The following is a 19,949-nucleotide window of genomic DNA, read 5'->3' on the forward strand; positions in this document are numbered from 1 at the left end:
GGTGGGGGTGGGGGTGGCGGAATCACCAGGCGGACCAGCCACCGTCGACGTAGAGGACCTGACCGGTCATGTAGGACGAGGCCGGTGACGCGAGCAGGACGAGGGGGCCGGCGAGGTCGGTGTCCGGGTCGCCGAGCCGGCCGAGCATGGTTCGCTCGGCGAACCACGCCAGGCGCTCGGGGTCGTTGCCCAGGGGCGCCGTCATGGCCGTCGGGTAGAAGACGGCCGGGGCCAGGGCGTTGACCGTCACCCCGGTGCGCCCCAGCTCGCTGGCCAGCGACCGGGTGACGTTGACGACCGCGGCCTTCGACGCGTAGTAGGCGCTCTCCGGGACGGGCCCGACCCGTTCCGCGTAGACGGTGGTGATGTTGACGATGCGGCCCCAGCCGGATGTCGCGAGGCGCGGACCGAACTCGCGTCCGACGAGCCAGCACCCCGTCACGTTGACCCGCATGACGCGCTCGAAGTCCTCGAGCGAGGTGTCGGCGATCTCCCGCCTGAGCATCACCCCGGCCGCGTTGACCACGATGTCCACGCCACCGTGGCGAGCCGTGACCGAGTCGGCCAGGGCCCGCACCGAGTCCTCGCTCGTCACGTCGACGACGTGCGTCGAAGCGGAGTCGCCACAGCGCACGGCCGTCTCGGTCAGCCTGGCTGCCTGCGAGTCGAGGTCGGCGACGGCGACACTCGCGCCGTGGTCGGCGAGGGCGGTCGCGGCCCGTTCACCGAGGCCACCGGCGGCCGCACCGATGACGACGGCGACCCGGCCGGTGAGGTCGAACAGGGGGCTCACCATTCGAGGTCACTCTCCTCCGTGGCCGCGGCGCGCCCGGCGACGCGACCGAAGATGGCCGACTTGCCGATCGACGTGCCGGTCATGTACCCGGCGCCGTGGAAACCGCCGACCAGCTCGCCGGCTGCGTAGAGCCGTGGGATCGGGTCGCCGAAGACGTCGAGGACCCGCATCGACGTGTCCACGGTGACGCCGCAGTAGGTGGCCAGCACGACGGTGCCGGACAGCTGCGCGTAGAACGGTGGCGTGTCGATCGGGATCCGCTCACCGACCCCGCCGACCAGGTGGACGCGGCCCCACGGGTCGGGTTCTCCGCCCACGACCCGGGCGTTGTAGTCCGCCACCGTGTCCTCGAGGACACCGGGATCGGTGCCCAGCGTGGCGGCCAGCTCCTCGATCGTCTGCGCGACCTCGAGCATCCCGGCCCGCTGCCGGCCGGCGAAGTCATAGATCGGCACCTCGTCGTTGGAGGCCGCCATCACCGTGGCGTCGAAGACCTGCCACGTGCGCGCCGTCGGCTGGGCGAGGCTGGCATCGCCGAGCGCCTTGTACGGGATCGACTCGTCGACGAACCGGCGACCGGAGCGGTTGACCGCGATGGCGCCCTTGTAGACCGCGAGGATCCCGGTGCCGTCCTCCCCGTGGTGCGCCTCGTGGTAGATGCCGTAGGTGCCCTTGATGTGGGGCAGGTCGCGCAGGCCGGCGCCGAGCTTCATCGCCATCCGCAGCCCGTCACCGTGGTTGCCCTCACCACCGGCCAGCAACGCCTGCGCCATCTGCGGCGCGAACCGCTCCAGCATCTGCCGGTCCCGCGAGAAGCCTCCCGTGGCGAGCACCACGGCGTCGGCGAGCACCTCCCGTGACTCGCCGTCTCGCTCGACGAGCACGCCGATGACGCGGTTGCCGTCGGTGCGGATCCGCTTGACGTCGGCTCCCAGGACCAGACGGGCGCCGAGCCGACCCGCAGCCGTGAACAGCGCACGGAGCATGGCCGTCGTGTCGGTCGGGTGGGAGCGTGGCGCGGACTGACCGGACGCGGCGTGGATGTGGCCGTAGCGCACCCCGTGACCCTTGAGCCAGCGATACGTGTCCAGCTGCTCGTCGCAGTAGAGGTCGACGAGCGCCTCGTCGTTGACGTGGCCGCCGGTCTCGAGCAGGTCCTTGCGCAGCAGCTCCACCGAGTCGGCGATCCCCTGCTCCGCCTGCTCGTCCGTGCCGACGAACGCCGACAGCCCGGCCGAACGCACCGTGGAGCCGCCGAAGGACGCTGTCTTCTCGAGCAGCACCGCGTATCGGCCCGCCTCGGCGGCGGCCAGCAACGCCGCCGCCCCGGCGAGGCCACCGCCGAGCACGAGCACCCCCACCCGCTCCGGCAGCTCCTCGTCGACGGGCAGCCCCGTCGGCGGGATCCCGGGCTCCTCCCTCACGACGAGCCCCCGACGGCGTCGAAGTGCGCCTCGGCTGCCGAGAACTCCGGCAGGTGGAACAGTGTCTGACGCTCCTGCCACGTCGCGATTCGCCCTGCGTACGAGGCGGTCTCGCCGGCTTCGCGCAGGTGTGCGAGCGCCTCCGCTCCCGCCCGAATGGTCGCCCGCATGAGGAAGTTGGCGAAGAGCACCACCGCGAAGCCGAGGTCGCGGTACTCCGCGAGCGTGAGCTGCGGAGTCTTGCCGCCCTCGACGACGTTGACCACCAGCGGCACGCCGCGGAGCTCGCGGCCGACCCGCTCGAGCTCCTCGACGGTTCGGGGTGCTTCGACGAAGATCACGTCAGCGCCGGCCTCGACGTAGGCGTGGCCGCGACGGATCGCCTCGTCGATGTCGTGGACGCTGCGCGCGTCGGTGCGAGCGATGAGCACGGTCGCCGGGTCCTCGAGCGCCTGCCGCACTGCGACGAGCTTGGCCTGCATGTGCTGGGCCGGGATGAGGGCGTGGTGGTCGAAGTGTCCACACCGCTTGGGCATCTCCTGGTCCTCGAGCTGGAGCGCCGCGGCGCCGGCGCGTTCGAGCCGGCGCGCCGTACGCATCGCCATGACGGGCTGGCCGAAGCCCGTGTCGGCGTCGACGACGAGGGGCAGGCGGGTCGCGGAGGCCAGCCGGTCGACGTGGTCCGCGACCTCGCCGAGCGAGACGAGGCCGATGTCCGGGACGCCGTACTGGGCGTTGGCCAGGCCGGCTCCGGTGGCGTAGGCCGCGTCGAAGCCGGCACTCTCGATCAGCCGGACCCCGAGGGCGTCGGTCGCCCCGGGCAGGACGAGGGTGCCTGCGGCGAGCAGCGCTCGGAGTCGCTCCCGACGCTCCGTGGGGGTCGGCATCGGGCCGACCCCCACGAGCGTCTCGACCGCCGCGAAGGGCGTCGGGACAGCGGACACGATGGGCTCAGGCCTCCTCTGCCGGCGGCAGGTTCGGGTCGGCCAGGGGGTGCATGATGCCGGGCGGGCGGCCCTTCCCGTCGGGGTGCGGCTGGTGGCCCCAGACTGCAGTCCGGTCGTAGACGCGCGGGACCCACGTCTCCTCGTCGACCTCGAGCCCGCCGTAGCCGTACTCGACGTGGAAGGAGCTCGGCGTCGAGTGGTAGAAGCTGAACTGCTGGTCGTTGGAGTGACGCCCGATCGTGAGGGTGATCGGCACGCCCATCTCCTGGGCGATCTCGTAGCCGGTTCCCACGTCGTCGATCGAGCTCGTCTGGATCATCAGGTGGTTCAGTCCGGCCACCCCGGGTGGGCACTGCCCGAGCGCGAGGGTGTGGTGGCGCGCGTTGCAGTGGTAGAAGCGGGCGTTGAGCCGGCCGGGCACGATGATCTTGTCGGACAGGCGGAAGCCGAGCTTGGTGAAGAACTCGTGGCCCGCCTCGATGTCCGGCATGAGCAGCAACACGTGCCCGAGCCCCTGCTGGCCCGTGACGAACCCGGAGATCGCCCGTCCGGGGACGAACGAGGACCGCACGTGGCTCTGGCCCCAGGTGACCTCGTGGCGGAAGCCCCACGGGTCGGTGAAGACGAGGATCCGGTTCACGCCGCGGGCCTCGGCGAGCGCCTCGTCCCCGCGCTCACTGGTGACGCCGGAGTCGGCGAGGGCCTTCTCGACGCGGTCGAGGTCCTCCTCGTAGTCGACGCCCCAACCGATGTAGGCGGTCTCGTCCTGCTCGCCCGGGTGGATCTGCAGGCGCCACAGGGCGTCGTCGAACTTGAGGCGCACGGAGCCGTCCGGACCGGGGTCCGTGACCATGGCGCCCCAGAACCTGGTGGCCATCTCGGGCCACTCGTCCTTCTTGGGGGAGTTGATGCCCAGGTAGGCAAGTGAAGTGATCATCGTCGATCTCCTTGTCGCTGGCTTGGGGTGGGGTCAGGCGAAGACGGGCGGGACGGACGGCTCGCCGCCGAGGTCGTTGGTGGCCCACTCGACGGAGACGGCCTCCGAGACGTTGCAGATGTGGACCAGGCCGGACTGCATGTCGCGCCAGTAGCGCTCGTTGGGGTGGCGCTCGTGGATCCCCTGCGCGCCGCTCAGCTTGTAGAGCCGGTCGACGGCGTCGACGGCGCGGTGCACCGCGCGGACCCCGTTGCGGCGGATCGTGAGCCGCTGGGTCCAGGTGACGTCACCGCCGTTGTCCACGTGGTCGAACAGCTCCTTCATGTCGTTGAGCAGGACGACGCGGGACGCTGCCACGTCTGCCGCCGCCTCGGCGTAGACGTTGAGCTGGATGGGGTCGTTCTTCGCGACGCGGCCGTCCGCGGAGACGCGCCGCTCCATGTAGGAGCGGTAGGTGTCGAGGGCGCCCTGGGCGATCCCGAGCGTGCCGGAGTTGATCGCGGCCGAGAAGACGACCGGGAACTTCAGCTTGTAGAGCGTCTTGCCGGGCTGCCTGTCCTCGTAGCCGCCGTTGCTCATCCGCATCGCGTCGACGACCCGGTACTCCGGCACGAAGACGTCGGTCATGCGCACGTCCTTGGAACCGGTTCCCTTGAGGCCGAGGACGTTCCACGAGTCCTCGACGATCTCGTAGTCCTTGCGGGGGATCACGAAGTGCCGGATGTCCGGAGGCATCGTCGGCTGTCCGTCGTCGCCGACGACCATGCCGCCGAGGATGACCCAGTCCGAGTGGTCGGTGCCCGTGGAGTAGGGCCACTCGCCGGTGAAGAGGTAGCCACCGTCGACCCTCCTCGCCCGGCCGAAGGGCGCGTACGGGGATGCGGTCCACGTGTCCGGGTCCTCGCCCCAGATCTCCTCCTGGAGGCGTGGGTCCATCATGGCGATCTCCCAGGGGTGCACGCCGACGACGCCGGTGACCCACCCGGCCGACGGCGAGGCCGCAGCGACCGTCATCGCGGCCTCCATGAACTCGACCGGATGGGCCTCGAAGCCGCTCCATTCCGTGGGCTGGTAGAGCCGGACGACCCCGCTGTCCTTCAGGACCCGCGCGGTGGCGTCCGTCAGCTTGCCGAGGTCGTCGCTCGGCTTGGCCTCGGCCTTGAGGACGGAGGCGTTCTCCTTGATGATGCCGAGCACGTCGGTCATGGTTGGTCCTTTCCGCGGAACGCGTGGAGCGTCTGCTGGCGGCGGTGGGTTGCGATCAGTTGTTGGTGACGAAGTCGATGACGAGGCGGTTGAACTCGTCGGCGTGCTCGACCTGGGCCCAGTGGCCGCACCGGTTGAGCAGCACGGCGCGCGAGTTCGGGATGTGGGCCAGGAGCAGCAGGGTGTTCTCGTAGTGGACGACACGGTCGTCCCGGCCGTGGATGAGCAGCGCCGGGACCTCGACCCTGGTCAGGTCATCGAGCTGGAACCACTTCGCGATCGGGCCACCCTGGGCGAACGCCTCGAGGTAGTTCGCCAGGTGCGTCGGGTTGGCCTGGGCGTTCGCGGCGCGCTCGCCGGCCAGCTCCGGCGTGGCGAACCGCGCGCTGTCGTAGGTCATGACCTCGGTCAGGCGGGTCATCGACTCCACGGACGGGTCCCGGTAGGCCGCGACCAGCGTCTTCATCCCTTCGGACAGGCCGCCGGCTGCGGAGAACAGCTTCGGCTGCGGCCCGGACCCGGGCCCCATCGTGATGAGGTGGCTCACCCGCTCCGGGTACTCCGTGACCAGGCGCAGGCTGGTGATGCCGCCCATGGAGTTGCCGACGAAGGCAGCCTGGTCGATCCCCAGGGCATCGAGCAGCTCGATCGCCGCCTTCGCGTGGTCCATCTCGCTGCGGCCCACCGCGTCGGACCGGCCCCAGCCGGGCATGTCGGGCGCGATGACCCGGAAGTGGTCGGCCAGGACGCCGATGTTGCTCTTGAAGTTGCTCCATCCTGTCGCGCCAGGGCCCGAGCCATGGAGCAGGACGAGAGCCGGGGACGACGGATCGCCCGCCTCGTTGTAGTGGATGGTCCACGATGCCGTCCGCACCGTACGGCTCGTCTCCTCGAACGTCAGCTCCATTGCTGCCTCTCTAGCGGTGCACACCCTCCGACTCCGTCTCTGGAATCGCAGTTCCTGTAGTGATCGCTACACAGAATGTAAGGCGCCATGCGCAGTAGCACAAGGGGCCCGTCTCAGAATCTGTCCACGTCGTTCCACGGAGTCGTCAGATCGGGTGCAGTCCCCGCGCACCCGACCGCCGGGACGGCACGTGCCTGAGGAGGTGTGCCACGACCCCTGGTGTCTCAGTACTGTGCGCCGGGCGGGATCTCTCCACCGAAGGCGTCGAGGCCCCACGCCAGGTAGCAGGGCTCGCGGCTGTTGCAGACGTGGGTCGAGGCCACCTGGAGGTCACGCCAGTAGCGCTCGAGCGGTGAGCCCTTCTGGATCGCCGACGAGCCCATCAGCCGGTAGAGCTCGTTCACCGCCTCGATGGCCCGGTCCGTCGCCCTGACCTGGTCCACCCTGAACCGGAGCCGGTCCTTGACCGTGATGTCACCGCCCTGGGAGACGGTGTCGTAGAACCCAGCGATGATGGACTGGACGTGGGCGATGCTGGCCTCGACATCGGACTCCGCCCGGGCGAGGGCGGCCAGGACGAACGGATCGACCTTCGACGCGCTCCCCTGGGACGACACCCTGGTCTCGATGTGGGCCCAGGCTGCCTGCAGCGCCCCTCTGGCGATGCCGAAGGTGCCGGCGGAGATCGCGAAGGGGAACATCACCCCGAACCGCATGGCGTACAGCGCCTGGCGGGGTCGCCAGCGGTCGCTGTAGGTGTTGTCCCGCACGAGGACGCCGTCCAGGACGCGGTGGTCCGGGACGAACACCTTTGCCGTCCTGACGTCCTTGGAGCCGGTGCCGGCAAGTCCCATGACGTTCCAGCTGTCCTCGACGATCTCGTAGTCGGCTCTGGGCAGCACGAAGTGTCGCACGTCGGGTGGCCTGACCGGCTGTCCCTCGGAGTCGGTCACCATCCCGCCGAGGATGACCCACTCCGAGTGGTCCGTTCCGGTCGAGTAGGGCCACCGGCCGGTGAAGAGGAACCCCCCGTCCACCGGTTGGGCGCGCCCGAAGGGAGCGTACGGGGACGCGATCCACGTGTCGGCGCTCTCCCCGTAGACCTCCTTCTGCAGCCTCGGGTCCGCGATCGCCAGCTCCCAGGGGTGGATCCCGACGACCCCGGCGATCCAGCCGGCGGACGGGTGGTTCATGCCCACCGCCATGACCCAGTCCATGAAGTCGTTCGGGTGCGCCTCGTGGCCGCCGGAGTCCTTGGCCTGCAGCAGCTTCATGCCGCCGGAGGCCCGCAGGATCTCCACGGTGCGATCGGTGATCCGACCGAGCTCGTCGCTCGGGGCGGCCTCCGCCCGCAGCTCGTCGGCGTGGTCGTGGATGTAGCGGGTTGCCTCGTGCATGAACAGGCTCCCTCTCGTCAGTGATGTGGACGTGGTCGGGATCGGCACCGGTGGCGCGGGTGCTCGCTTCAGTCGGTCTTCGAGCGGTCCCGGACGACCTTGGCGAGGGTCACGGCGACGACGAGGCCGGCTCCGTAGAAGACGTTCTGGATCCACCCGGAGAAGCCGAGCAGCTGGAGCCCGAAGATCCCGGTGGTCAGGAAGTAGATGGCGATGATCGTGCCGATCGGGTTGAACATGCCCGGTTGGACGACGGCAGTGCCGAGGAAGACCGCGGCCAGCGCCGGCAGGAGGTAGGTCGCCGAGGTGGAGGAGTCGAAGCCGCCGACCGTCGCGACGAGGATGACGCCCGCCAGGCCGGCCAGGAGGGAGCCGGCGAGGTAGGCGCCGGCCCGGATCCGCTGCACGCGGATGCCGGCGAGGCGGGCGACCTCCGGGTTGGCTCCGACGAAGATCATGCTCCGACCCAGCGGGGTCCAGCCGAGGATGTAGGCGATCACGATCGCGAGCAGGATGCCGTAGTAGAAGGAGATCGGCATGCCGAGGACCTCGTGGATCGCGACCTTGCTCAGCGCCGGGCTGTTGACCGACACGATGTTGGACCCGGACACCATCTGTGCCAGGCCGATGAGCAGGGTGCCGGTGCCAAGGGTCACGACGAAGCTGGACACGTCCATGACGACGACGAAGAACGCGTTCACCGCGCCGGCGAGCAGGCAGACGCCGATGGCGACCACACACGCGAGCCAGACGTTCCAGCCGTGCACACCGGCCAGGACCGGGACGAGCGTGGCTGCGATGCCCATCACCGAGGCGATCGACAGGTCGAACTCGCCGACGACGAGAGTGATCATGGCGGACATCGCCAGGAAGACGAGGACCTGCTGGCTGCCGAAGATGGACGAGAAGGCGCCCCAGGAGCCGAACCGGGTCGGCATGAGGATGTAGTAGACGAGCGCCATGGCGCCCCACACGAGCACCAGCGCGTACTTGCTGGTGAGCGTGTGCAGCCACGCCGGTTCGAACTGGCTGCGCAGGGTCACCCGGCGTGGCCGCGTGGTCTGCTGCTCCGGCTGCCCGCTGTCGCTGATGATGCGCTCGGTCAGGCCGGTCTGTTCGCTCAGCCGCTCGGCCGAGCTTCTGGTCTGGCTGTCACTCATGGGTCTTCCCTCCCGCGTCCAGCGCGGACTCCGAGTAGATGGCGTGCAGGACGTCGTCCGGGTCCTCGGTGCGGATCTCCCGCAGCGCCCCGCCGTGCCCGTGGACGAGGATCCGGTCGCAGACCTCGGCGAGGTCTGCCGGCTCGATGCTGACGAGGAGCACCCCGACTCCCTGACCCGCCGTCTCGATGACGGAGCGCAGGATGTCGACCCGGGCTCCCACGTCGACCGCCTGGGTCGGCTCGTGCAGGACGAGGAGATCGGGCTGGACCGAGAGCCACTTGGCGAACAGGACCTTCTGCTGGTTGCCACCCGAGAGCTCCTTGACCAGCATGTGCGGGGACCGGGTCCGGATGCCCAGCCGCCGGATCGACGAACGGGCCTCCTCGTCCTGCCAGCGCCGGGCCACGTGCCACGGACGGCCGCGGCGCCGGATGCTCGGGATCGCGATGTTGTCCCGGATGCTCAGCTCGACGGCCAGCCCCTCGAGGATGCGCTTCTCGGGGACGAGGGCGACGCCCATGGCCATGCACCGGGCGACATCGGCCTTCGCGAGGTCGACCTCTCCGTGGGCCGTGAAGAGGCGGCCGGCTTGCGGCCGGCGTCCTCCGGTGATGAGCTGGGCAACGGCCTCGAAACCCGAGCCGGGCAGACCGGTCAGGCCGACGACCTCACCCTTGCCGACCTCGAAGGAGAGGCCTTCGAGCCCGTCGGCGCGCAGGTCCGCAACGCGGGCGGCCGGGCCGCTGCCCGGCACCCACCCGGCCGATCGACCAACGGCCTCGACGGTCTTGCCGAGCATGTGTCGAGCCAGGTCGTGCTCGGTGAGCCCTGCGGTGACCAGGCCGCCGGCCGCCACGGCACCGTCGCGCAGGACGGTGACCCGGTCGGCGAGCTGCAGGACCTCCTGCAGGTTGTGGCTGACCATGAGGATCGAGGTGCCACCGGCGACGACCTTGCGCAGCAGCTCGTGGAAGCGGTGCAGCTCCTCCCGAGGCAGCGAGCGCGTTGCCTCGTCGAGGATGACCAGACCCTCCCCCGGCCGCTGGTCCCGCAGGGCCCTGGCGATGGCGACCTCCGCACGACGCATCGCGTTGAGCGGGCCGACCGGCGCCTGCGGATCCACCGGGACGTCGAGCCGGTCGAGGACCCTCCGGGCCACGGCGTGCTGGGCCTGCCAGTCGATCTTGCGCGTGACCCGGTGGTACTCGAACCCGCCGATCCCGATGTTCTCGGAGACCGAGAGGTGGTCGAGCAGGCCGAGGTCCTGGTGCACGACGGAGACGCCGGCCTCGGCTGCCTCGCTCCAGCGGACGGGCAGGTCCAGGTCCTGCCCGTCCACGGAGATCGTCGCCCCGGCGTCGGGGATGTGGTAGCCGGTCAGGATCTTGACCAGCGTCGACTTGCCCGATCCGTTCTGGCCGATGAGGGCGTGGATCTCGCCCGGGGCGACCTCGAGGAAGGCGTCGCTCAGGACCGTGGTGGAACCGAACGTCTTGGAGACGTGACGGGCCTCCAGCCTCATCGTGGCGGACATCGTTACTTGAGGCCCCAGGCGGCGAGGAACTTCTGCTTGTAGGCGTCCCCGCCGAACCAGTCGTCGGTCAGGTACGTCTTGTCGTCGAGGGTGAGCGACCCGACGTTGTCCTTGGTGAAGGCCCGGGTGACCAGCTCCTCACCCTTCTCGACCTCCTGGCCCGCGAGGAGCTGGACCATGGCGTTGGCGAACTTCCAGCCCTCGAAGAGGACGGGGGTGCCGAGGTCGCTGGCCTGCTGGCCGTCCTTGATCCGCTGGAGACCAGCGAGGTCGGAGCTGGACGAGTGGATCTTGACCTTGCCCGCGAACTTCGCCGCCTGGATGCTCTGCAGGACCGGTGGCACGAAGCTGTCCACCGGCACGATGACGGCGTTGGTGTCGGGGTTGGACACCAGGGCGGCGCTGACCGACGTCGCGAGCTTGTCGAGGTTGGCCGTCGTGAAGTCAGCCGTGGCCAGACCACAGCTGGGGCAGGCTTCCTTGAACGCGGCGACGCCGTGGTCGCTCGCCGCGGTGGTGGTGCTCGAGTCGAGCAGCCGGACCCAGAGGACGTTCGTCTCCGGGCCACCCTCGGCGAGCGCGGCCTGCGACATCGCGTCGTAGAGGGCGATCACCCGCGGCGTGTTGTCGTAGAACGCGAGGTTCGCGTCGGCTTGGCGTCCGCCGGACGGCGCGACGCCACCGAGGAGGACCTTGACCCCCTTCGCCGCGAGGGCATCGAAGGCGGGGCCTGCCATCTGGTAGTCGATGAACGAGCTGATCACCCCGTCGACCTGCTCGTCACCGGCGGTCTTGAGGCAGTCGGCGACGGCAGTGGGGTTGAACTTGCCGTCGCAGATCTTGACCTCCGCGCCGGCTGCGCCCAGGGCCTCCTGGACGCCGACGCCGACGCCGTGGATCACGGGGATCTGGTCGCCGAGGGCGACGTAGGTGAACTTCTTGCCCGTCAGGTCGACCGGCTTCTCGATCTTCGTGGCGTCCGGCCATTCCGGCGCCTTGGCCCAGCCGGCCATCGCCTCCTTGGCCGCCTCGATGCCGGCTGCGCTGGCACCGGTGGCGGCGGGGTTGGCGGCGGGCTTGGCGGCGGTGTCGCGCTCTCCGGCGCCACAGGCGCTGATCAGGGAGATGGCGAGCGTGGTCGCCGCGAGCGCCCGTACTCGACGGGAAGGGGTGATGGAAAGAGACATGGGTGCGGCTCCTTTGCCGTGCTGTGTCCTGGCCACTCCGGTGGCGTCCGATGCGGTGGGTGCATTCTGGCCACTTGTGTAGTGATTGCTACAGGGAAGCAGATGAATGACTGGCATACAAGAGTTCTTGCGGGAATTTCGTGTAGTGGTCGTTCCGTCGTCAGCTCAGCCGGGCGCGCCGTCGCCCAGTTCCGCAGCTGACCCCGTCCTCGTACCGCAGTGCGGAACCACACCGAGGTGGGCGAGTCCTTGACCCTCGCCGATGCGTGCGCGTGCGAGAGCAGTCGTGCACCACATCGCTGTAGTGGTCGCCACAGAAGATTGATGGATCAGAGCGATTACGGCAAGCCCCTTCACAGGGCCGCCGACTCACCGTCCAAGGCGCGATCAGGCGCTTGCCGCCTCGCACGGCGGCTCTTACCGTGTAGTGATTACTTCAGAGTCAAAGAAGACTGCAGCAGAGAGGGAGGGCCTGATGGCCACCGTCCAGAGTTCCGACGTCGCACTCGATGACGTCACCTACCGCGTCCATGCCACCGGCGAGTCGAGCCCCACCGCCCTGCTGTTCCTGCACGGGTCAGGACCCGGCGCCACCGGAACGTCGAACTGGAAGGCCGTCATCGAGGAGCTCGGCGAGCGGTACTACTGCCTCGCCCCGGACATGATCGGTTTCGGCGACTCCGAGCACCCGGAGAACCCCCCGTCGGGGATGAAGGCCTTCAACCTGCTCCAGGCGGACACGCTGTGGCAGCTGCTCGACACGCTCGGGGTCGACCGGGTCCACCTCGTCGGCAACTCGATGGGTGGCATGATCTCGATCCGCATGGCCCTCTCCCAGCCCGAGCGCGTCGAGACGATGCTCCTGATGGGCTCAGGCGGCGCTCCCGACCTGCCCATCACCCCCGGGCTGCAGCACCTGCGGACGTTCTACGCCGACCCCACTCCCGAGTCGCTGCGCGCGCTGCTCGAGTCCTTCGTCCACGACATGGGCACCCTCACCGGTGTCGTCGACCGGGTCGTCGCCGAGCGCATGCCCTACGTCGAGCGGGCCGACGTCAAGCGCTCTCACGCCGCGATGTTCGACCCGAAGGCCGGCCCGCCGGCCTTCACCGACGAGGAGCTCACGTCGCTGCCCCACAGGACGCTGTGCGTCCACGGCCGCGACGACATCATCGTGCCGGTCGAGTCGAGCACCTACCTGGCCAGGACGATGCCGAACGCGACCCTGCACATCATCCCCAAGTGCGGGCACTGGACCCAGATCGAGGCGCACGACACGTTCGTCTTCCTCCTCGAGAGCCTCCTCGCCGGCAGGCTCTGAGGCTCCGAACCAGCACCAGAGCGATGCCGTATGCCGCTGGGCTCGGTCCTCGACGCCGCTGACGTCAGGTGGTGGGCGGGGTCCGTCGGTGGGGCGGGGCCGCGGGTGCGCACCCGCCGAGCCCAGCGGCATACGGCAGCGTCCTGTTCGTCGGGCCCGCCAGTGGGTGCCCCACGGACCGTGGACCGTGGATCGTCCGACCGGCCGCTCACGATGACGGTGCCCGTGCCGGGAACCTCGACGACGTCCTCAGGGGCTCGCTGCGCCGGACAACCAGCCCGGCAGAGTCGCGGGGTGCCGTGGGCTCCTTGAACGGGCTTACGCCTGCGGCCGTCCAGCCCAGGTGGAGCGGATGTGGCCGAGGTGCTGCGCCACCAGTCGGCGCATCCCTTCCTCATCGCGCCGGAGGGCCGCATCGACCATCTGCTCGTGCTCGAGGGACAGCTGAGCGAGCACACCCGCCTCGGCAAGCGCCTCCAGCCCGTAGAGCCGCGAGCGATGGCGCAGCTCTCGGACGACCTGGACGACGTGCTCGTTGCCGTGCAGCGCGAGGAAGCGTCCGTGGAACTCGATGTCGGCCTCCGCGTACGTGACGAGGTCGCGGGCCGCCGCGGCGTCGGTGATCCGCCGTGCCAGCGGACGCAGCCCCTCCACCTCCGTGGCGACGGAACCCTCGCACTTGGCGGCGACGAGTCCCATGACGGGCACCTCGATGAACGAGCGCAGCTCCGACATGGCATCGAGGTCACTGTCGCGCAGCTCGGTGACCCTGAAGCCCTTGTTGCGGACCACCTCGACGAGGCCTTCGCTGACGAGATCGAGCATCGCCTCACGGACGGGGGTCGCGGAGACCCCGAATTGCGCCGCGAGCTTCGGGGCGGAGTAGAGGTTCCCCGGGCGCATCTGTCCGGTGATCAGCAGGGCCCGGAGCGCATCACCGACCTGCTGGCGAAGGTTCGCCTGGTTGTCGAAGCTCGGCAGTGCGAGCGTGACCCTGTCCTCCGCCTCGTCCACCTTCTCGCCCTCATCCCTTGTCTCGACCATGCTCACCGCAGCGTGAAACCCGGCACGAGGTCGTCGCCCGGGTCGACGGTGAACGTGCTGGAGCCGATGCGGTGGGCGGTGCCGGTCACCTCAGGGACGACCGCTTCGTGCCCGTCGGCGAGGACCCGCGCGACGACCCGCGCGCGGAACCGGCTCCCCACGATGGAGTCGTGCACGAGGATGTCACCATCGCGGAGGACGCCCTCGTCGGCGAGCAGGGCGACGCGCGCTGCGGTGCCACTGCCGCAGGGTGAGCGGTCGACCTCCCCGTCGGCGAAGATCACGACGTTTCGCTGGTGCACCGCCCCGTCCGAGCCCAGGCCCTCAAAGGGACGCCTCGCCCGCTCGCCGTCCGACGAGACGTCGTCGACGAAGATCGTCCCGTAGACGCCGGAGAGCCGGGGGTCGGACGGGTGCTCGGCCGCCCCCGCGGCGTTGAGGGCGTTGCGGATCTCCCGCCCGGACCGGATGAGGTCGGGAAGGTCGTCGGCACGTACCCGCAGCCCGACCGCGGCCGCCGGCAGCACGGCATACATCGCGCCGCCGAAGGCGATGTCGCACGTCACGTCGCCCCGGGACGTTGCGACGACCACTCCGCGCCGGTGCACCCAGCTCGGGACGTTGACGAAGGAGACGCTGCTGACCCGGTGCTCAGTGAAGTTGACCCGCGCCGTGACGCGCCCGGACGGAACGTCGATGACGACGTCGCGTGAACCGCTCTGCTGGAGTGGGATCCGCCCACTCTCGACCGCCCAGACACCGAGCGCGATGGTGCCGTGCCCGCACGCGGTCGAGAACCCGTCCTTGTGCCAGAAGAGCACGCCCAGGTCCGCGCCTGAGTCGTCGGGGTCGGTGATGAAGCCGCCGTACATGTCCGCATGCCCTCGGGGCTCGGAACAGAGGAGCGACCGGATGAGCTGCACCTCGGGGTCCACGATCGCGTTGACGCGCTTCTCCGCGACCGTGTCGCCGGCGAGACCCACGACACCGGGACCGACGATGCGAAACGGCTCGCCGCCGGTGTGGTAGTCAACCGTGACGAACTCGCGACCGCCGAGATCACTTGCCAAGGTAGGCCTCCACCACTCGCGGGTCCTGGCTCAGCTCTTCCGCGCTGCCCTGGATGGACACGACACCCGAGTCGAGGACGTAGCCCCGCTTCGCGACCTTGAGGGCGGAGCGGGCGTTCTGCTCGATGAGCAGCACGGCCGTTCCGCGCGCGTTGATCGCGCGCACCACGTCCATGACCTGGGCGACCATGAGCGGGGCGAGGCCCATCGACGGCTCGTCGAGCATGAGGATCTTGGGGTCGGCGATCATGGCCCGCCCGATGGCGAGCATCTGTTGCTCGCCGCCCGACAGGGTCCCCCCCTGCTGGTTGCGCCGCTCGGCGAGCCGCGGCAGCAGCTCGTAGACCTCGGCGATCCGCCTGTCGATCGCCTTGGTGTCCCGGACGGTGTAGCCCCCGACCTGGAGGTTCTCGTGGACGGTGAGCCGGGAGAAGATCCGGCGGCCCTCGGGGACCTGGACGATCCCTCGTTCAACGAGGTCCCACGCCTTGGCGTGGGTGATGTCCTCGCCAAAGGCGCTGATCCGGCCGGACACCGCCCGGACGACACCGCTGATCGTCGAGACCGTGGTCGACTTGCCGGCCCCGTTGTTGCCCAGCAGTGAGACGGTCTCCGCCTCGCCCACGGTCAGGCTCAGGCCCTTGAGGGCCTCGACCTTGCCGTAGTTGACGTAGAGGTCCTCGACCTCGAGCACGTTGGTCACGACTGAGCCTCCCGCTCGCCAAAGATCTCCTCGTCGCTCATCTGCGCCACCTGCTCGGCCTCGGCCCGGGCCTCGGCGTCCTCAGATCCGAGGTACGCCTCGATGACGGCCGGGTTCGTGCGGATCTCGTGGGGAGTGCCGTCCGCGATCTCCTTGCCGTAGTTGAGCACGACGATGCGCTCGGACACCTCCATGACCAGGCCCATGTCATGCTCGATGAGGACGACCGCAGTGCCGAGCCGGCTGATCCGACGCAGGAGGTCGAGCAGCTGGTCCTTCTCCCCGTGGTTGAGGCCGGCCGCCGGCTCGTCGAGCAGGAGCATCTTCGGCTCCCGCGCGAGAGCCCGGGCGATCTCGACCCGGCGCTGCTCGCCGTAGGGCAGGTTGCGCACGGCCGAACCCCGATCGCCCGTCGACCCGACGAAGTCGAGCCAGCGGTGCGCCTCGTCCGTCGCCTCCTGCTCGCTGCGGTGATAGCGCGGGGTGTGCAGAATCGCGTCGAAGGCGTTCTGCCGCAGCCGGACGTGCATGCCCGCACGGACGTTGTCGAGCACGGTGAGCTCGCCGAAGAGGCGGAGGTTCTGGAACGTCCGGGCGACACCGCGCCCGGCGATGCGCGCCGGCCGTTGGCCGGTGATGTCCGCTCCGTCGAAGAGGACCCGTCCGGCCGAGGGCTTGTAGAACCCCGTGATGCAGTTGAACGCGCTCGTCTTGCCGGCGCCGTTCGGGCCGATGACCGAGAGGACCTCGCCCTGGTGGCCATCGAAGCTGAGGCCGTTGACGGCCGTGACGCCGCCGAAGGCGACCGTCATGTCCCGGACCTCGAGCAGGACGGCTCCCGCGGGCGCGGCGCCAGTCGTGGACGCCACCGCGCCGGAGGTCGGACCCGCGCTCATGCCGGCACCGCCTTCGCCTGCTCCTCGGCTCGTCGCTTCTCGATCTTCGACTGCTTCTCCGACACCCGGTGGGGCCAGATGCCCTGGGGGCGGAAGATCATGACGACGATGAGCAACACCCCGAAGACGAGGTAGCGCCAGTTCTCGGCTCCGCGAAGCAGCTCGGGGAGCAGCGCGATGACGAGGGCTCCGACGACGACTCCGGGCGTCGACCCCATGCCGCCGAGGACGACGGCCATGAGGATGAGGGCGGACCAGAGGAAGTTGAAGCTCATCGGCGAGATGGCGGTCTGGTGGGCGGCGAAGAGCACTCCCGCGAGGCCGCCGAAGATCGCGCCGGTGATGTAGGCCGCGAACTTGATCTTGTAGGTGTGGATGCCCATCGCCTCGGCCGCGTCCTCGTCCTCGCGCACGAACCGCCAGGCGCGGCCGAGTCGACCCCGGCCGATGCGGGCGGAGGCGAGCACGGCCAGCGAGACCACCGCAGCGGTGACCCAGTAGGTCGCGATGTCGGTGCGCAGCCCGAAGCTGCCGAAGTCCGGGATGCCGAAGATGCCGTTCGGGCCCCCCGTGAAGTCGAGGTTGTTGGCCGTGATCCGGATGATCTCCCCGAAGCCGAGCGTGACGATGGCGAGGTAGTCGCTGCGCAGCCGGAGCGTCGGCCCGCCGATGAGCAGCCCGCCGATCACGGCGGCCACGATGACGAACGGCAAGGTCAGCGCGATGTGCCAGTCGAACGCCGTGGCCAGGATGCCGGAGGTGTACGCCCCGATCGCAAAGAAGGCGGCATAGCCCAGGTCGAGCAGGCCGCAGTAGCCGACGACGACATTGAGCCCGACCGCGAGCATGACGAAGATCAGTGCGTCGGTGGAGATCCGGATCGCGTACGCCGACGAGTTGATGAACGGCATCGCCAGGGCCATCGCCACGACGGCCCAGGCGAACAGCGGGTGGCTGATGGCCCGGCTGACGGCGGTCGGTCCCGGCGAGCGTCGGGGCGTCAGGCCCTTGCCTGCCGCGGCGACGACGGAGGACCCGCGCTCCTCGACGGCGCGGACGAAGCCGGAGTCGCCCTGTTCGGGTGGGCTCTGGTGGGTGTCTTTGGACATCAGACGCGCTCCGTCACTCTCTCGCCCAGCAGGCCGGTCGGTCGCACGGTCAGGAAGAGGATGAGGAAGGCGAAGGCGAAGACGTCGCGCCACTGGGCTCCGAGGAAGGCGGTGCCGAAGGACTCGAGCAGTCCGAGAACGATGGCGCCGAGGACCGCCCCGCGCAGGTTGCCGATGCCGCCGATGACAGCCGCGGTGAAGGCCTTGAGGCCGATGATGAAGCCCATCAGGAAGTCGACCTTGCCGTAGTACGCGCCCGCCATGACGCCGGCGGCACCCGCGAGCGCCGAGCCGATGAAGAACGTGCGCGAGATGACGTTGTCGACGTTGATGCCCATGAGCAGGCAGGCCTTGGGATCCTGCGAGATCGCTCGCATGGCCCGACCTGTCCGGGTGCGGCGCACGAGCTGGTCGAGGGCGATCATGAGGCCGACCGCCACGGCCATCATGAGCAGCTGCGCGACGGTCAGGCGAGCACCGAGGATCGTCACCGAGGCGTTGCCGAAGCCGACGGGGTAGACCCGGGGGTTCGGGCCGTAGGCGACGGCGATGCCGTACTCGAGTGCGAAGCTGGCGCCGACCGCCGTGATGAGCACGGACAGTCGCGGGGCTCCCCGAAGGGGTCGGTAGGCGATCCGCTCGAGGACGAGGCCGAGCGTGCCCGTCATGACCATGGCCACGACGAGGATCACGACGAGGGCGACGAGCGATCCGCCGCCGAGAGCGCCCGCCCCGAAGGTGAGCAGCGTGTAGCCGCCGAAGGCGCCGACCATGTAGACGTCACCGTGGGCGAAGTTGAGCAGCTTGATGATCCCGTAGACCATCGAGTACCCGAGGGCGACGAGTCCGTAGAACGAGCCGACGAACAGGCCGTTCAGGACGAGCTGGAGGAAGTAGTCCATGGGACTCCTGGGAGCGGCGGCCGGAGTCTCGGCCTGACGGGCGGGGGGGCGGTCTCCGGGGCGCAGTCGCGCCCCGGAGACCGAGCTGTCACTTGTTCAGGACGAAGTCGCTGCCCTCGACGACGAGGATGTCGAAGCCGCCCTCGGTGAGGGTGTGCTCCTCGGTGAACTTGAGCTTGCCGCTGAAGATCTCGAACCCGTCGATGGCTTTGAGGGCCGTGATGATGTCCTCGCCCTTGGTCGAGTTGGCCTGCTTGAGTGCCTCGGCTGCGACGCGCACGGCATCGTAGGCCTGCGGGGAGTACGGGCCGGGGTCGGCGCCCGTCTTGTCCTTGAACGTCGCGACCCACTGATCGCCGCCCGGGATCGTCTGCGGCGTCTGTGTCATCGTGGCGAAGACGCCCTGCGCGTTGCTCTCACCGGCGATCGAGACGAGCTGCTTGTCGACCGAGCCGTCAGCGACCATGATCTTGCCGGTGTACCCGGCGCCACGCAGCTGCTTGATCAGCAGACCGCCCTCCTGGTAGTAGCCGGTCCAGTAGACGAAGTCGGGCTTCGCGCGGAGGATCGCCGTGACGGCGGCGGAGTAGTCGGACTCGCCCGCGGTCACCGACTGCTGGCTCGCGACCGCGACCGACCCGTCATCCTTGAGGTTCTGGGCGGTGCGGGTCGTGATGTCCTTCGAGTACGACGTGTTGTCGTCGACGAGCGCGACGGCCTTGGACCCCTCGGACTTCATGAACTCGACGGCGGCGGCGGCCTGCTGCGCGCCGGTGCCGTTGATGAGGAAGACGTTGGGCAGCTTGTCCTTGACGAGGTCGTTGGAGTTGGCCGCCGGGATGATCATCGGGATGTTGGCCTTGCCGAAGATCGTCAGGGTGGGCAGCGTCGCAGACGAGCAGTAGCCGCCGACCGAGACGATGGTGCCGGCGGTCACGAGCTTCGCGGCACCGGCCGCGGCCGTCTTGGGGTCACAGGCCTCGTCCTCGACGACGAGCTTGAGCTGGCGTCCCATGACGCCACCGGCCGCGTTGATCTCGTCGACCGCGAGCTGCCCGCCGTTCCTCATGTACGGACCGATCGCGGCGCTGCCGCCGCTGAGCGGGGTGAGCATGCCGAGGATGATGTCGCCCGACGTCGCCCCTTCCCCAGGGCCACCGTCGGTGATCCCGCCGCCACCGCAGGCCGCGAGGAGAAGGGCAAGGCCGGCGCCGGCAGCCACCGCTCCGATCCGTCGTGGGTTCCTCATCATGCGTCTCCGCTCTTGACGGCCACGTGCCGTCACGTTGGGTGAGCTGTCCACACAACTGCTGTGTGACATTGCACCAACTGTAGGGAGTGACCCCCGTGTTCACCAGAGCTTCGGGAGCCGTTGTCAAACCGTGATCGGGTCCCCCGCCGACCCA

Annotated in this window: 18 protein-coding genes; 1 reads left to right on the plus strand and 17 read right to left on the minus strand. The window is 69.5% G+C overall.

The genetic code is table 11. The features are described from left to right. Positions 1–22: 22 nt before the first annotated feature. The 10 genes from INTCA_RS15965 to INTCA_RS16010 all read right to left on the minus strand — a co-directional run bounded on the left by INTCA_RS15965 (position 23) and on the right by INTCA_RS16010 (position 11,498). Positions 23–796, minus strand: a complete 774-nt coding sequence (locus INTCA_RS15965; RefSeq protein WP_013493958.1) for an SDR family NAD(P)-dependent oxidoreductase — start codon at positions 794–796, stop codon at positions 23–25. After that, entirely contained in the window at positions 790–2,220 is a 1,431-nt protein-coding gene (locus INTCA_RS15970; RefSeq protein WP_013493959.1) for an FAD-dependent oxidoreductase, read from the minus strand. Before INTCA_RS15970 ends, INTCA_RS15965 begins: the two co-directional genes overlap by 7 nt. After that, positions 2,217–3,164, minus strand: a complete 948-nt coding sequence (locus INTCA_RS15975; RefSeq protein WP_013493960.1) for an isocitrate lyase/PEP mutase family protein — start codon at positions 3,162–3,164, stop codon at positions 2,217–2,219. The genes INTCA_RS15970 and INTCA_RS15975 overlap by 4 nt, the downstream gene beginning before the upstream one ends. A gap of 7 nt (positions 3,165–3,171) precedes the next feature. After that, positions 3,172–4,104, minus strand: coding sequence for a VOC family protein (locus tag INTCA_RS15980; RefSeq protein WP_013493961.1), 933 nt, complete (start codon positions 4,102–4,104; stop codon positions 3,172–3,174). A gap of 33 nt (positions 4,105–4,137) precedes the next feature. After that, positions 4,138–5,310 (minus strand): acyl-CoA dehydrogenase family protein, encoded by a 1,173-nt coding sequence (locus INTCA_RS15985; protein WP_013493962.1) that lies wholly within the window; start codon positions 5,308–5,310, stop codon positions 4,138–4,140. 55 nt (positions 5,311–5,365) lie between these two features. Continuing rightward, a complete protein-coding gene (locus INTCA_RS15990) occupies positions 5,366–6,217 on the minus strand; it encodes an alpha/beta fold hydrolase (protein ID WP_013493963.1) in 852 nt (283 codons plus the stop codon). A gap of 224 nt (positions 6,218–6,441) precedes the next feature. After that, complete coding sequence (locus INTCA_RS15995) at positions 6,442–7,614, minus strand: acyl-CoA dehydrogenase family protein (protein ID WP_013493964.1); 1,173 nt, start codon at positions 7,612–7,614, stop codon at positions 6,442–6,444. A 68-nt stretch (positions 7,615–7,682) separates the two neighbouring features. Beyond that, on the minus strand, positions 7,683–8,774 hold the full coding sequence (locus INTCA_RS16000) for an ABC transporter permease (protein ID WP_013493965.1): 1,092 nt from the start codon (positions 8,772–8,774) through the stop codon (positions 7,683–7,685). Beyond that, positions 8,767–10,299 (minus strand): sugar ABC transporter ATP-binding protein, encoded by a 1,533-nt coding sequence (locus INTCA_RS16005; protein ID WP_218916275.1) that lies wholly within the window; start codon positions 10,297–10,299, stop codon positions 8,767–8,769. Before INTCA_RS16005 ends, INTCA_RS16000 begins: the two co-directional genes overlap by 8 nt. A 14-nt stretch (positions 10,300–10,313) precedes the next feature. Beyond that, positions 10,314–11,498 carry a sugar ABC transporter substrate-binding protein gene (locus INTCA_RS16010; protein WP_013493967.1) on the minus strand — a complete coding sequence of 395 codons (1,185 nt, stop codon included), beginning with the start codon at positions 11,496–11,498 and terminating at the stop codon, positions 10,314–10,316. A gap of 475 nt (positions 11,499–11,973) precedes the next feature. Between INTCA_RS16010 and INTCA_RS16015 the strand changes: the two genes are divergently transcribed. Beyond that, the gene (locus tag INTCA_RS16015) at positions 11,974–12,819 is read left to right on the plus strand and encodes an alpha/beta fold hydrolase (RefSeq protein WP_013493968.1); all 846 of its coding nucleotides are present in this window, start codon (positions 11,974–11,976) and stop codon (positions 12,817–12,819) included. Between the two features lie 318 nt (positions 12,820–13,137). Here the strand turns inward: INTCA_RS16015 and INTCA_RS16020 are convergent, their stop codons facing one another. From INTCA_RS16020 to INTCA_RS16050, 7 genes are all read right to left on the minus strand, one after another. Next, positions 13,138–13,863 (minus strand): GntR family transcriptional regulator, encoded by a 726-nt coding sequence (locus tag INTCA_RS16020; protein WP_013493969.1) that lies wholly within the window; start codon positions 13,861–13,863, stop codon positions 13,138–13,140. A 2-nt stretch (positions 13,864–13,865) separates the two neighbouring features. Next, positions 13,866–14,933, minus strand: a complete 1,068-nt coding sequence (locus tag INTCA_RS16025; RefSeq protein ID WP_013493970.1) for a proline racemase family protein — start codon at positions 14,931–14,933, stop codon at positions 13,866–13,868. Next, the gene (locus tag INTCA_RS16030; protein WP_013493971.1) at positions 14,923–15,636 is read right to left on the minus strand and encodes an ABC transporter ATP-binding protein; all 714 of its coding nucleotides are present in this window, start codon (positions 15,634–15,636) and stop codon (positions 14,923–14,925) included. Before INTCA_RS16030 ends, INTCA_RS16025 begins: the two co-directional genes overlap by 11 nt. After that, a complete protein-coding gene (locus tag INTCA_RS16035; RefSeq protein WP_013493972.1) occupies positions 15,633–16,532 on the minus strand; it encodes an ABC transporter ATP-binding protein in 900 nt (299 codons plus the stop codon). Before INTCA_RS16035 ends, INTCA_RS16030 begins: the two co-directional genes overlap by 4 nt. Continuing rightward, complete coding sequence (locus INTCA_RS16040; protein ID WP_013493973.1) at positions 16,529–17,641, minus strand: branched-chain amino acid ABC transporter permease; 1,113 nt, start codon at positions 17,639–17,641, stop codon at positions 16,529–16,531. The genes INTCA_RS16035 and INTCA_RS16040 overlap by 4 nt, the downstream gene beginning before the upstream one ends. Beyond that, positions 17,641–18,543: a branched-chain amino acid ABC transporter permease gene (locus INTCA_RS16045; RefSeq protein ID WP_013493974.1), complete on the minus strand. Its 903-nt coding sequence runs from the start codon at positions 18,541–18,543 to the stop codon at positions 17,641–17,643. The genes INTCA_RS16040 and INTCA_RS16045 overlap by 1 nt, the downstream gene beginning before the upstream one ends. Before the next feature lie 88 nt (positions 18,544–18,631). Further along, on the minus strand, positions 18,632–19,795 hold the full coding sequence (locus tag INTCA_RS16050) for a branched-chain amino acid ABC transporter substrate-binding protein (protein WP_218916276.1): 1,164 nt from the start codon (positions 19,793–19,795) through the stop codon (positions 18,632–18,634). Between the last annotated feature and the right edge of the window lie 154 nt (positions 19,796–19,949).

It is taken from the genome of Intrasporangium calvum DSM 43043, assembly GCF_000184685.1.
GTDB classification, from domain to species: Bacteria; Actinomycetota; Actinomycetes; order Actinomycetales; family Dermatophilaceae; genus Intrasporangium; species Intrasporangium calvum.